The following is a 14503-nucleotide window of genomic DNA, read 5'->3' on the forward strand; positions in this document are numbered from 1 at the left end:
TTAAGAAGACTTTTCTAAGCACTAAAGTCCTGACTACAAACCCTGAAAATGTACTACCGCAATTACGTATGAAATATTACATATTTGTCTTGGTGAGGTACAGGGTCTTGCATTTTACACATCTGTATGCAAAGATAATTTCACATAAAATACTGTAAATCCATCGATTTAGCGTACTAACAATTATTAATGCTTTTAAATCTAACTGATTGCAAATGAAGGCATTCAGCAAATATTCATTTGGCAATTAGCAATGAATAACTAAAATTTAAATAATAATTTCCTTTAGTGTAAATCGCCCTGATTGAAGAAGAAAGAATAATTTAAACTAAAAAATAATGTGGATTGTTAAACTTGCTCTTCGTCGTCCCTACACCTTTGTAATTACTTCCATACTTATTTTTGTCTTAGGAGTAGTTACTATTACACGCATGGCAACGGACATTTTTCCAGAAATTAATATTCCCGTTGTCAGTGTAATTTGGTCTTATAGTGGTGTCTCACCAGAAGAAATGGAACAGCGTATCGTTACAGCAAGTGAACGCTCTTTTACAACCACTGTTAATGATATTGAACACATCGAATCGCAATCACTCAATGGTGTTAGCGTCATTAAAGTTTTCTTCCAGCCAGGAGCAAAAATTGAAGCAGCAGTAGCTCAACTTACCTCTAATACTCAAACAATTCTCCGAGGTTTACCTCCAGGAATTACACCGCCTTTAATTATTCGTTACAATGCCTCTAATGTGCCCATTCTTCAGCTAAGTGTTAGCAGCACATCCCTATCAGAGCAAGAACTTTACGATAACGGCAATAATTTTCTGCGGACTCAGCTAGCGACTGTTCAAGGTGCATCTGTACCATTACCTTATGGAGGTAAACCTCGGCAAATTATGGTAGATATTGACCCGCAGGCACTATTTGCCAAAGGTCTTTCAGCTACAGATGTCACAACCGCAATCAGCGCCCAAAATCTTATCTTACCTGGGGGGAATGCTAAATTAGGCGATCGCGAGTATAGTGTTCGGCTTAATAGCAGTCCCCAAGTCTTAGACGCGTTAAATAATTTACCTATTAAACAAATTAACGGCACTGTAATTTATATACGTGATGTTGCCCAAGTTCATGATGGTTTTGCAGTGCAGAATAATATTGTTCGTCGAGATGGGCGACGTTCTAGTTTATTAACTATTCTCAAAAGTGGTAGTGCTTCAACTTTAGATGTTGTAGCTAGAGTCAAAGAAAGACTACCAAAAATTCAAGCTACATTACCCAAAGAATTAAATTTAGAAATCTTATTTGATCAATCTATATTTGTTAAAGCTTCCATCCACGGAGTATTAATCGAAGGATTGATTGCAGCTTGTTTAACTGCGGCGATGATTTTATTATTCTTAGGCAGTTGGCGTAGCACTTTAATTGTGGCAATCTCCATACCTTTATCAATTCTTTGTTCTATCATTGCTCTGCGATTGATAGGACAGACTCTAAATATTATGACCTTGGGAGGTCTATCTCTAGCAGTTGGAATTTTAGTTGATGATGCCACAGTAGAAATTGAAAATATCCATCGGAATTTGGGACAAGGAAAACCTCTGCAACAAGCTATTTTAGATGGCGCACAACAAATAGCTGTTCCGGCTTTCGTTTCAACATTGGCAATCTGTATTGTTTTTATCCCAATTGTCTTTTTAACAGGAGTAGCACAATCGCTATTTATGCCTTTAGGAATGGCGGTTGTTTTTGCGATGCTTGCCTCCTATCTACTGTCGCGGACAGTAGTACCAATGTTGGCAAAATTTTTGCTTGCGAAGGAACTACATCTTTATACTGAACATGAAAATTTAGGGAATAACGGTAATGGTCATGTAATTCCTAAAAAAGATATTTTCTGGCGAATTCATGAGCAGTTTAACCGCCAATTTGAGAAATTTCGCCAAAACTATCGAAATACTTTAGCCAAAGCTCTAAATTATCGCGGTGTAGTTTTTGCGATGTTTGGTGCTTTTTGGGTAAGCGCTTTAGTTTTACTACCTTTTGTCGGTCAAGACTTTTTCCCGCAAGTAGATGCAGGTCAGTTTCGGTTGCATGTCCGCGCTCCTGCGGGAACACGACTTGAAAAGACAGAACAGATGTTTACTCAAGTTGAAAATCAGATTCGTCGGGTTATTCCTGAGGAAGAATTAGAAATTATTCTTGACAATATTGGTTTACCTGTAGGTGGAGTCAACCTGGCTTTTAGTGATACAGCAACCATCGGCGCAGGTGATGGAGAAATTCTTGTCGGTCTTAAAGAAGGTAAACATCATTCAACTTGGCAATATGTTAGACAACTACGCCAAAAATTAACTGCCCATTTTCCTGAATTAACCTTCTTTTTCCAACCTGCGGATATAGTAACTCAAATTCTAAATTTCGGTTTACCAGCCCCTATTGATATTCAGGTCATAGGCCCAGCTAAGAATCGTCGAGATAATTACAAGATTGCCAAACAAATCAAAACCCAAATAGCTCAAATTTCGGGAGCAGTTGATGTTCATTTACATCAAGTCGTTGATGCCCCAGACTTACGTATTAATGTAGATCGTTCTCAAGCACAACGTAATGGTTTAACTCAACGAGATGTTGCCAATAACCTACTCACATCATTAAGTTCTAGTGGTCAAACATCACCCAATTTTTGGCTTGATCCTATCAAAGGAGTCAGTTATCCAATAGCAGTACAAGTTCCCCAGTATAAACTTAACTCACTAGAAAAAATTCAGAATACTCCTATTGCTAACGGTTCTAACTCATCACAACTTTTAAGCAATCTTGCTATTGTACAACGTGGGAAAGCTCCTGCTGTTGTTAATCATTACAACGTACAGCCTGTATTTAATATTTATGCCAATGTTCAAGGTCGTGATTTAGGTGGTGTAGCCAGCGATATTTATAAAATAGTTGGGCAATTTCAGCAGAAGTTACCACGGGGAAGTTCAATTATGGTAAAAGGCCAAGTAGAAACGATGAATTCATCTTTTCTAGGATTAGAAGTAGGATTGATATTTGCTATTGGATTAGTTTATTGCTTAATAGTAGTCAATTTTCAATCTTGGATTGATCCATTCATTATTATGATGGCACTACCAAATGCTTTAGCAGGTATTGTCTGGATACTATTTGTAACTAATACAACTTTTAGCGTACCTTCTTTGATGGGTGCAATTATGAGTATTGGGGTTGCTACTGCCAATAGTATTTTGCTCGTCACCTTTGCTAATGAGCAACGTCTAATAGGAGAAAAAGCAGTTTCTGCGGCTTTATCTGCTGGTTATACCCGTTTGCGCCCAGTATTAATGACTGCTGGGGCCATGATTATGGGGATGTTACCAATGTCTCTTGGTTTAGGAGAAGGTGGTGAACAAAATGCTCCTTTAGGACGTGCTGTAATTGGTGGATTATTAGCAGCAACAGTGGCAACTTTAATTTTTGTACCCGTAATTTACAGTATTTTGCGCCGAAAACAACCCCAAAATTTAGAGTTAGAGGAAGAACTATCCTCTACTATCAAATTAACTGTAGCTAATCGATAACTTATTCGTGAATAATCAGATCCCCGACTTCTCTAAGAAGTCGGGGAGATTAAAGAATTTCGATAAATCAATAAATCAAATAGAATTCTATAGTATGGATACTCAAGAAAATACTCAAGTTGATAATTCCGATCTCACATCGATTGCGGCAACTAATAAAAAAAGTCGCTTCAATTTTATCACCATTATTGCTACGACTACTTTTGTTGTAACTGGGCTTTTAGCACTTGGTATTATACCTCGCTTACAACAGCGATCAGAATTAAATGCATTCGCTAAATCTACAACAAAAAAAGTTTCTTCAGTTAATGTAGTTAAACCAAAACTTGCTGCTAATTTCACCGAATTAGTTCTACCTAGCAGTATTCAAGCAAGCCAAGAAACAACAATTTATGCCCGTACCAGTGGCTATTTACAAAAAAAATTAGTGGATATTGGCGAACGTGTAAATAAGGGGCAGCTACTAGCTATAATTGATGCACCGGAAACTGACCAAGATGTACAGCAAGCTCGTGCAGAATTGGCAAAATCTGAGGCAAATCTGGCTCAAGTTCAGGCAGATTTAGCACAAAAGCAAAGTAATCTTTCTCAAACAAAAGCCAATTTAAAAGCTAGACAGGCGGAATTATCTGAAGCACGCACTAACCTGGAATTAGCACGTCAAACTTGGCAACGTTGGCAATTACTTCAAAAGCAAGGAGCCGTGACTACACAAGCTGCTGATGAACGTCAAACTGCTTTTAATGCAAGTCGAGCTAATGTAGATACTTTACTTGCTCGCGTTAATTCAGATCAAGAAAGTGTAAATACTGCTCTTGCAGCTATTAATTCCCAAAAGGCTAACATTAATGCGTTTATTGCAAGTAAAAGTGTTAGTAAATCAGATTTACAACGAATAACTGCTTTACAAACATTCAAACAAATTGTTGCCCCTTTTGCGGGTGTAATTACTGCTCGGAACATAGACACTGGAGCTTTAATTTCTGCGGAAAGTAATAATAATAGTGGAAATTCCTGGTTATTTAAGATTGCTCAGACAAATAATTTACGTATCCGAATTAATGTTCCCCAGGCTTTTGTTCAATCAATTCACACTGGACAAACTGCGCTTGTTCGTGTTCGTGAGCTACCGAAAAAATCTTTTTCTGGTAAAGTTATTCGGACTGCTGATGTTTTAGATGCTACTTCTAATACCCTTTTGACTGAAATTGAAGTACAGAATTCAGACAATCTGTTGCGTCCTGGGATGTATGCTGAAGTCACTTTTAAGACTGAACGTGCTAATCCACCTTTATTAGTACCAGCTAATACCTTAGTGATTAATGCAGATGGTATACAAGTAGCCACTGTAACAAAGGAAAAGAAAGTTAAATACCAGAACGTAGAGCTTGGACGAGATTATGGTACTGAAGTTGAAGTCGTTTCTGGTTTAAGCCCTAATGTTAGGTTAATTACTAATCCTACGGATGCTCTCCAAGATGGGAAATCGGTTCAGGTACTTGCATCCAAGCCTAAGACTAAGAATTGAATTTTGAATTCGGAGCGTACCCTATCTCTACGGGACGCTCTGCGAATGGGGAAGCAAGCAACGTGATTTGGGTTACAACAAAGTAAAGTTAACCGATAATAAATAGCTTAACGTTGACCACTAATGCTACATCTAGTATCGTTGAGCGGGGAAAAACCAACGTGAAAGCACAGGTATTTAGAGGCGTTAATCAACTTTCTTACGAAGATATCCCAGTTCCAACTCTGGAACCAGATGAAGTGCTGGTACAGGTGCAGGTTGTGGGATTGTGTCAGTCAGATATTAAGAAAATTCGTTATCCACTGTATGAACCGCCGCGCATTTTTGGACATGAAACTGCCGGCACGATCGCAGCATTAGGCAATAATGTCAAAGGTTGGCAAGTTGGACAACGGGTAGCGGTGATGCACCACATCCCTTGTATGCGTTGCGCCTACTGTCTAAATGATAATTTCTCAATGTGCGATGTTTACAAAAATATCTCCACTACCGCAGGTTTTAACGCCAGTGGCGGCGGTTTTGCCGATTATGTCAAGGTTCCTGGACATATTGTGGAAAATGGTGGGTTAATTCCCATCCCGGATAACATCAGTTTTGAAGAAGCGAGTTTTGTCGAACCGACTAATTGCTGCTTGAAAGCTGTGAAAAAAGCTCAAATAGCCCCAGGACAAACTGTGTTAGTTACTGGTGCTGGGCCAATTGGGTTAATGTTTATCATGTTGGTAAAGTATTTCGGAGCAAAAGCGATCGCTACTGATTTACTACCTTCTAGAATTGATAAAGCCTTAAGTGTCGGTGCAGAGGCGGCTTTTGATGCTCGCGATCCCGATTTACCCGCCAAAATATCTGCCTTAACTGGTGGAATAGGTGTTGATGTAACTTTGCTGGCTGTACCTAGTGAGAAAGCCTTTTTTCAAGCGCTTGATAGTACCCGCAAAGGTGGCAAAATCCTATTTTTCGCCGAATTCCCTGATGAAGTGGAAATTCCCATCAACCCGAATATCCTCTACCGTCGAGAAATTGACTTGATAGGTAGTTACAGTTCATCTTATCGGCTTCAGAATTTATCAGCCGATATTGTATTTAATCAGCGAATTGATGTAAATGCATTGATTAGCGATCGCTATCCATTAAAAGATTTATCAGCAGCTGTGGAAGTTGCGATCGCACCCACACCGGATACTTATAAAATCTTAATTTACCCGTAAAAGGAAATTTCTCATCTCCCGATACGGTTCGGTTAAGGCAAGAGACGCGATAAATCGCCGTCTCTACAATCTAGGGCGTGTCATCAAAAAACCTTATCCAAACCGTATTGCCCATTTCTCTCATCTCCCTAAAATGCTTATTACCCTACTTTTCGTAGCTCTACTAGCTTTCTACGTTGCTTGGAATCTCGGAGCAAACGATGTTGCTAATGCGATGGGAACCTCTGTAGGTTCCAAGGCTGTCACCCTCAAACAGGCACTAATAATTGCTGGAGTATTAGAGTTTACGGGTGCTGTGTTGTTTGGACATGAGGTAACGGAAACTCTCGCAACGAAAATTGCTAATCCCGCCTTATTCGCAGCTACACCCCAAATATTCGTAACTGGGATGGTAACAGTACTAATTTCTTGTGGTGTGTGGTTGCAAATTGCCACATCACGCGGTTTACCAGTGTCATCTTCTCATGCGGTTGTTGGTGCGATCGCTGGATTTAGTTGGGTAGCTTTGGGAGTAAATGCAATTGATTGGTCATCAATTGGCTCGATCACCATTGGCTGGATTTTGACACCGTTAATTAGTGGTGCGATCGCTGCTTTATTTTATAGTCAAATCAAGCACTGGATTTTAGATCAACCAAATCAAGTAGTCCAGTTACAAGAATGGATTCCCTGGTTGAGTACTCTGCTGCTAGGTGTCTTCGGCGTGATTGTATTACCATCGCTAACTGAACCGCTAACCAATTTTGTAATTGAGCAAACTGGTTTCAATATCCCTACTTACGACATCCCCCTGTTAACCGGTGCAGTAGCAGCAGTTGGACTCACAATCATTAGTTGGCGACAGTTACAAAAAACTGAAGAAGTGTTTCCCAGTCCCCAGTCCCCAGTCCCCAATCCCCAATCCCGTAGAAAGATTATTCGCCCGATTCCAACTACTAAGCGCTTGCTTTGTAGCCTTTGCTCATGGTTCTAATGATGTGGGAAATGCGATCGCTCCTTTAGCTGCGATCGTTTACATCAATCGCACTGGTAGCGTACCTACCGATGGTATAACTATCCCGCTTTGGATTTTAATTCTTGGTGGTGCTGGTATTGTTGGTGGTTTAGCTGTCTGGGGAAAAAAAGTCATTGCTACCATTGGCGAAAACATTATTGCCTTGCAACCTAGTAGTGGATTTTGTGCCGAACTGGCAACTGCTACCACCATCCTCATCGCTTCTCGGCTAGGTTTACCAGTCTCCACCTCCCACGCTCTCGTCGGTGGTGTAGTTGGTATTGGACTAGTGCAAAATATTAAGTCGATTAAGTTTCAAACACTAAAAGGTATTGCTGCTGCATGGCTAATTACAATCCCCGTAAGTGCTGCCCTTAGCGCTGCCATTTTCAGCATCGCCAAGATTTTATTCTTCTAAGAATTATTAATATATATTTTCCAAACTTTTCCTCTATTGGAATTTACTCAAAGCAAAACCCAGACTGCAACAACGCCAAAAAAAGCGTGCTTTTGCAGAATTGCTGCTGATTCATTAGAATGTTGTGCAGGGGATAGCGTAACTTAGAATTTCCACAGAAAGATACTTTAATCTCCCTTTAGAGATATAAACTGTCACACCAGTTACATTCCACACAAATTTACAGCTAGTTTCGCAAGTCAGACAATTTGGTGGGGATGTCTAGCGACGAGTCGCCTACGCACAAGCATCTGTGAATCTTTGACAATTATTATTGGCAGCAAAACAATAAATAATTTATTTGGAGTGAGATTTCTTTAAAAGTAAAAATTTCATTGGCAAATAATTTATGAAAATTAAACTGACCAAAAATAAAAAAGTCTCTATTTAATGGACTTCTAAGCGTGGCGATCAATCCAAAATCCCTTCGGGTTGGGCAATCCCTTAAACGCTCTAGCGTTGCTAACTATGGGAATCGCCCTTCGGGTTCGCCACTTTGCCATCGACGCAAAGCGCCAAGACGGCAAGTGGACTCACCAAGACGGGTGCTACCTCACCAAAATTCCAAATCTAATGGTTAAATACTTATCAATACTGAAGAGAACACGGTGTAGTAAGCTGTGTGGCAAACTTAGATGCTTTGCTAACTTGTGTCTAGTATGACAGAATTACGTTGAAATGCGGAAGTGCTGTTAAAATTTTTAATTTATCTGACAAAATACAGGAAATTAGGATGACCGCCAATAAAGTGTACGGGAAGCAGCTTTATCGTCAAAGTGTTAGAGGTTAGAAGCTAATGGGGCGATTCGAGAAGCAACCAGAAAACCCAAGAGTCAGAGGGGAGCTATCTAGAGCAGCAGAAAATGCTCTTTGGGCTGTAGTTGAAGACTTAGAAAATCTTCAGCAGAATGTCCTCAGAGCCTTGCAAGAAGACGTAAAGCGGCTTCAGTCAGAAAAAAATCGGTTATCTGATGAGATTCAAAGCTTGGTAGAGGAAAAAGAGCATTTACAACAAGTGCGCCAAATTACTGAGCAGCAAGTGTTAATTCGGCAACTGGCAGAAGTTCTGGCAAAGCATATATCTTCACAACTGCAATCCTCTCTGGCAACTTTAGCTAATCAAAACATAGAGGGCAATTCTTACGAACAAGCGGCGCTGAAGTCTGCTGAAGTCAGCAGCAATGTAGTAGGTGAAATTAATGAAAAAGTCGAACATATGTTTGACAGTCTGGATGACACCGTTACTGTTACCTTTAATTCCTTACAACAGGAGCTGAAGAACTATCAAAGTAATCTTTCCCAACAGTTGTCACGGATGTATAGCCAGCAGCAGCAAGGGGAAACGATTTTGGCGGAGTTTGTTAACCGCCTGCATGGAGAACTAGAAAAAACTATAGAAGAAACTTCACGCAAATCAGCAACAGCAGGTATACCTACTGTTTTGCAGTTTACGGAGCCAGAAAAAAACAGTTCTGTTGATACATCCCTGCCAGAGTTTGAGGAAATAGTAAGAAATTCCCTTGAGCCAATTTCCCCGATCTCCAATCAATTTTCACCAAGGGAAACGACATCAGAGCCGCCGATTGTTAAAGAAAACACCGCGAATCCAATTTCTTCTCCCAGCAAGGATTTGTCGTCAAGGGAAACGACATCAGAGCCGCCGATTGTTAAAGAAAACACCGCAAATCCAATTTCTTCTCCCAGCAAGGATTTGTCGTCAAGGGAAACGCCATCAGAACCTACTGCGGCTGTAGTTCCCCCATCAAAAGACAATGCCACCGAGCCAATTTCTGTACTCAATCAGGAATCGCCAGAAAACGAAACGAAATCAGAGCCTGTGATCCCAGCTGTACTACAGCCGAGAACAATCCGACCTTCTCTAAAGATTCCTACTGAACCACTTTCTGTCCGCCGTAAGAACGTATCGCAAAGCAAAGCAGAATCCTCATCGACCACTGCGCCAGAACCGCAGGCGGAAGCAAAACCCCCACAATCGCGATCGCCTAATTCTTCTGGCTTATCGACACTCCAAATCGGTTTATTCTTGATTGTCTTATCGGCAGTGGTATCGTCGCTTTACAACGTAGCCATCAAGGTGATTTTCCATGAAGGTTCCCAGATTTTTGGAGTATTAGAGGTAGAGCAATTGCTACCGCCGACTTTGGGCAATACTCTGTTAATTTTGACGCTACGGTTTATGGTAGTCGTACCGCTGATGGTACTTTTGTCTCCGATATTGCATCCCAGACTGTGGCAAGACTTGGAAACCTTGTCTGCTTCAGTCCGAGGAAATTCCACGCCTGCTAATGCAGCTACCAAGCAGATTTTGGTGTTGTCAATTGTGAGTGGATGCTTTTTGTTTTTATCTCAGGTACTAATCTACATTGCGATCGCTCAAGTCCCAACCGGAATGGCGATCGCACTGTTCTTTATCTATCCAATGGTTAGCGGTCTATTTTCGTGGTTTCTGTTTCGCGATCGCCCTACTCTATTCCGCATCGCGGCGATCGCCGCGATTTGCTGCGGTGAATTGTTGGTTTTAGGGGGTTCTCCCAGCATCGGTATCGGTAATACTTCAATGGGAAGCAGCACCGCCATTCTTTCGGGTGTGGCTTTTGCTGCCTATATAATTCTGACGCGAGTCTGTGCTAGCAAACTGCATCCTGTGACTTTTACTTTGATTAACTTCACTACCATGCTGTTGTTGAGCTTTATCTGTTTGATGCTACCTTTGCCAAGCAGCTGGAACTTGGTAGTAATTGACCCCTCTAAAATGCTGGAATTGGTTTTAAGCGCATTTATTTTGGGTGTGCTGACCCTTGCAGGTTATTTGCTCAATAATGTTGGTATTAGTAAACTAGGTGCCTCGCGATCGGCGCTCATCGGTGGTAGCATCCCAGTTCTAACTGTGATTTTCGCTGGGTTAATCATTCAAGAAAATTTGGATATTGTGCAAATTCTGGGAGTGTTATTTGTAACCTTTGGCGCGGCTGCTTTCAGCTTTGAAACAATGCGAAATCAGGTTAAACCCTCTAGTCCCACGAATTAAATGGCGAGTTCAATCAGCTTAAGGGTGATGGGAGCTACTTTACTCCCCATTACTCTCTGCATCAATCCTGACGCTAATGCACCCACTTGTAACTTCTCTAAATCATCTGTGACAAACAATATCCCCGACTTTTCCAAGAAGTCGGGGATTTAAGTTTTTACAAATGATTTCAGAATGCTGTATGGGTGCAGATAACACTTTATAGATCGGCAAGCAGTATTCAGAATAAATCGACTTGTAATATATTTTTAGGGATTTAGCCTGATACAGCTAGGGAAAACACGTATATGTAAGCAATATGAGTAGTACTGACTCCAGCAATTGAGCACGAGTACTTGCTCACAGAGAAGATTCGCAAGGAGTTAAGACCATTGCATCACATTTTGGAACTAAGAGATGGAGAAGTCGCAGAAATGTTTGGAGTAACTCGTTTTTTCAAGCCAAACGCACTTTGTTGATATTAGGCGGTCGGACTACCTGTTTTTTCAACGTGGGAGGCAAAGTAGGCGGGCAAGAATAAACTAACTTATGTTAAGTAATGTAAATTACATGAAATGTCTTGTAGTGAGGCTAAAGTCCTTATCTTTCTCCTAACGGAGACGCTGCGCGAACGGTTTTATTTGTCGCTAATGGGGAAGTCTATCAGACCGCACTAAGTCACTACAAATCTCACACCCACTTACTAATTGTGTTTCGTAAGATGGTATCTTTATTTCTGCCGTTTTATACTAGTCAACTTAATCTGCGATCGCCAAGACACCCATAAAAAGAAGCTTTTATCGTAGCCTACTACGGATTGTACTGCTTTAATAGCAACAAAGTATCTACGTAATTTAAGTCTCTCAAATATATAAAATAGCGAGGTAAAAACATACTTGAAAGTAGCCAATAAATTAGTTAAATCATGAAAATTTAAAATTATTTCATGAAAGAAATATAAATTTATGCCAAAACCACCTCTAAATAATTATCAGATTTAACCCAAGATGTTTTATTATATATATAGCTAATAACTAGTCTTTCGGTTATTAGCACGAGCGACAAAGCCTTATACATACGCGATTTAGTCGGAAGTAATCGCGGCTTTTTGTGTCTAACAATCAATATAAAAGAATAAATAAAACTTGGATTTAAAAGTAGATATAAAAATATCATCAAATCTTGATTTAAGGAAAATATAAAATATTTAAATAGCCATAATTTATAAACTTTAAAATGCATAATTTTATTTCAAAACCAAAAAAAAGTGATATGATAAGGAACAATATTTGAAAAAACAACAGGTATTTTGAAATTGGAATTGTTTGCTCTACTTGATGTCTATTATTTTCCCTCAAACCGACGGCTGATAATGCCGAGACATCACTGGAGGTTGTGAACGGGATGATAGTTCACAAAGAGCTGTATAGCTCAACCTCTAAATGTGGCTACACCTGGTAAGCGATTTGTTTTGAGACTATTCCCAATTATTTCTAGTCATTTGTGTACTAAAAATAATTCGCCAAAGCTGCAAAAAAGCATCTTTTTCTAGTAACAAATATCCAAGATTAACCGCGCAAACTAGTTTTTACTCTGAGTCGGCATAGTGCCATAATTAGGTGTAAGTAGCTTGACGTTGTTGCTCTTGAAATATGAAAAAGACCAGAAATCTGAAAGGCTTTGGAGATTAATTGCAGCATATTTGACTGTTGGGAGATAAACCGCCGTTAAGCTAGATTTGGTGGTGTCTCTAATTTTCCGGTTAGATGCAAAGACAGTTATAGTCACAACTAGCGACTCTGCTTTTCTACCAGGAAATATGCGAAAATGGTAGTTTGCGCTACCACCGATATCATCGTTATCGCATACTAATATAGTTTGAAGTAAAGACAGCCTTCAGCCAGGTGTATACTACCTATTTTCATTCGATTAAAAATTGTGTAAACGTGCTATTCAATTGTCTGTAATATGAGTAACGACATAGATCTGATCAAACGTCTTGACCCCAGTGCGATGGATCAGATCATGCTTTATCTGGCTTTTAGTGCCATGCGGACGAGTGGGCACAGGCATGGGGCATTCTTAGACGCAGCCGCAACAGCAGCAAAGTGTGCAATTTACATGACCTATCTAGAGCAGGGACAAAACCTGCGAATGACAGGGCACTTGCATCACTTAGAGCCGAAACGAGTAAAAATTATTGTAGAAGAAGTCAGACAGGCACTAACAGAAGGCAAACTGTTAAAAATGCTGGGTTCTCAGGAACCTCGCTATTTAATTCAATTGCCTTATGTCTGGCTAGAAAAATATCCTTGGCAACCGGGGCGATCGCGCGTTCCTGGTACTAATCTGACAAGTGAAGAAAAAAGACAAATTGAGCAGAAACTGCCTAGTAATTTACCTGATGCTCAGTTAGTTAGCTCCTTTGAATTTCTGGATTTGATCGAGTTTTTACACAAGCGATCGCAAGAAGACTTGCCACCCGAACACCAAATGCCTTTGAGTGAAGCTTTGGGTGAGCATATTAAGCGCCGTCTGCTTTACTCAGGAACGGTAACACGGATTGATTCTCCTTGGGGAATGCCTTTCTACGCGCTTACCCGTCTTTCTTATACCCCAACAGACGATGAAGAACGTACACACATCACCGTGGAAGATACCGCTCGGTATTTCCGCATGATGAAAAATTGGGCAGAACGGCGACGAAACGCCATGCGCTTGCTGGAAGAACTTGATATTCTACCAGAAAAAATGGATCAGGCTATGGAAGAATTAGATGAAGTTATCCGTGCCTGGGCAGACAAATATCACCAAGACGGTGGTATTGCAGTGGTTTTACAGACGGCTTTTGGTGAAAGAGAAGACTAGCAAAATTGTGCAAAATCCCAAATTCCCAAAGGCGATCCAGTAACGTGAGTTCAATAAACATCTTCTAACTCCTCTCCGACACGGAGAGGAGTATTGTCATGTTTTTCATTTATTTGAATCATAATCATCAGCAGAGTAGCACATCTGTGTTACCCCAAAATATTATTTATTGCTATTTATTCAACAGAATTTAGAATGAATTCTGAATTCTTCTTCAATCAAATTCTGACCAAATTTATCTCAAGTATATATACTGGTTTTCTTTATTGGATAAGTGATTATTATAACGATAGTCACTCACATAAGGACTACGAGTGGGAGATTCTAAAATAACTAAGTTAAAAATGTCTGCAAAGCCAGATACGGTTCAGCTTTGCTTTATAGCTGTGTGACCTGTTATTACGGGGTGATTCCTTTGGGTGCTATTCCTGGTACAGGTTTGTTTATTGGCAACTAATTTGACTTGTAGAAAAGTGATTGTTGCTACCTCTGAATTTAGTTTTGTGTAAGCGCTTTTGTAATCAATCAAGTCAAAAGCATAACATTATTTATCTTCCCAACAAAATTTGAAATTTAATTCAACTTATTTATGTTAGTCACCTCTACCAGCACTATCCCAGAAGAGAATAACCAGGAATTTAGGGCAGCAGGTGGGGATGTTGAAGTTCACCACCCATTGTCAAGAACTTTATGATGTGCAGTTTCTCTCTGGTGTGCAACGTCCGATGGTTTTGAATCAAGAATGAAAAGAAATCCGCCAAGCATTTACAGCACCAGAGTTGAAATACTGGTTGCGACCTAGTGCGGTGATTCCTAATGACTAAGGAATCTGTCTAATCACAGCG

Annotated in this window: 9 protein-coding genes and 1 pseudogene; 8 read left to right on the forward strand and 2 right to left on the reverse strand. The window is 40.1% G+C overall.

The window, feature by feature from the left end; translation table 11 throughout:
• Positions 1-338: 338 nt before the first annotated feature.
• From CDG76_RS14695 to CDG76_RS14715, 6 genes and pseudogenes are all read left to right on the forward strand, one after another.
• The gene (locus tag CDG76_RS14695) at positions 339-3575 is read left to right on the forward strand and encodes an efflux RND transporter permease subunit (RefSeq protein ID WP_094349727.1); all 3237 of its coding nucleotides are present in this window, start codon (positions 339-341) and stop codon (positions 3573-3575) included.
• 94 nt (positions 3576-3669) lie between these two features.
• On the forward strand, positions 3670-5103 hold the full coding sequence (locus CDG76_RS14700) for an efflux RND transporter periplasmic adaptor subunit (RefSeq protein ID WP_094349728.1): 1434 nt from the start codon (positions 3670-3672) through the stop codon (positions 5101-5103).
• A gap of 161 nt (positions 5104-5264) precedes the next feature.
• Positions 5265-6311, forward strand: a complete 1047-nt coding sequence (locus CDG76_RS14705; protein WP_094349729.1) for a zinc-dependent dehydrogenase — start codon at positions 5265-5267, stop codon at positions 6309-6311.
• 133 nt (positions 6312-6444) lie between these two features.
• Positions 6445-7723 (forward strand): annotated as a pseudogene (locus CDG76_RS14710) (inorganic phosphate transporter).
• Between the two features lie 443 nt (positions 7724-8166).
• Positions 8167-8343, forward strand: a complete 177-nt coding sequence (locus tag CDG76_RS37315; protein WP_190240855.1) for a hypothetical protein — start codon at positions 8167-8169, stop codon at positions 8341-8343.
• 215 nt (positions 8344-8558) lie between these two features.
• Complete coding sequence (locus CDG76_RS14715) at positions 8559-10811, forward strand: DMT family transporter (RefSeq protein WP_094349730.1); 2253 nt, start codon at positions 8559-8561, stop codon at positions 10809-10811.
• On the opposite strand, the gene CDG76_RS38300 is transcribed toward CDG76_RS14715, so the two are convergent.
• Positions 10808-10948: a hypothetical protein gene (locus CDG76_RS38300; RefSeq protein ID WP_223265239.1), complete on the reverse strand. Its 141-nt coding sequence runs from the start codon at positions 10946-10948 to the stop codon at positions 10808-10810. The genes CDG76_RS14715 and CDG76_RS38300 overlap by 4 nt on opposite strands.
• A 1423-nt stretch (positions 10949-12371) precedes the next feature.
• Positions 12372-12578: a hypothetical protein gene (locus CDG76_RS36155; protein WP_143854089.1), complete on the reverse strand. Its 207-nt coding sequence runs from the start codon at positions 12576-12578 to the stop codon at positions 12372-12374.
• A gap of 180 nt (positions 12579-12758) precedes the next feature.
• Between CDG76_RS36155 and hetR the strand changes: the two genes are divergently transcribed.
• Positions 12759-13658 carry a heterocyst differentiation master regulator HetR gene (hetR, locus tag CDG76_RS14720; RefSeq protein WP_094349731.1) on the forward strand — a complete coding sequence of 300 codons (900 nt, stop codon included), beginning with the start codon at positions 12759-12761 and terminating at the stop codon, positions 13656-13658.
• Positions 13659-14314: 656 nt separating this feature from the next.
• The gene (locus CDG76_RS38305) at positions 14315-14404 is read left to right on the forward strand and encodes a TIGR03032 family protein (protein WP_223265240.1); all 90 of its coding nucleotides are present in this window, start codon (positions 14315-14317) and stop codon (positions 14402-14404) included.
• Positions 14405-14503: the final 99 nt, after the last annotated feature.

The organism is Nostoc sp. 'Peltigera membranacea cyanobiont' 210A (assembly GCF_002246015.1).
Taxonomy (GTDB): Bacteria; Cyanobacteriota; Cyanobacteriia; order Cyanobacteriales; family Nostocaceae; genus Nostoc.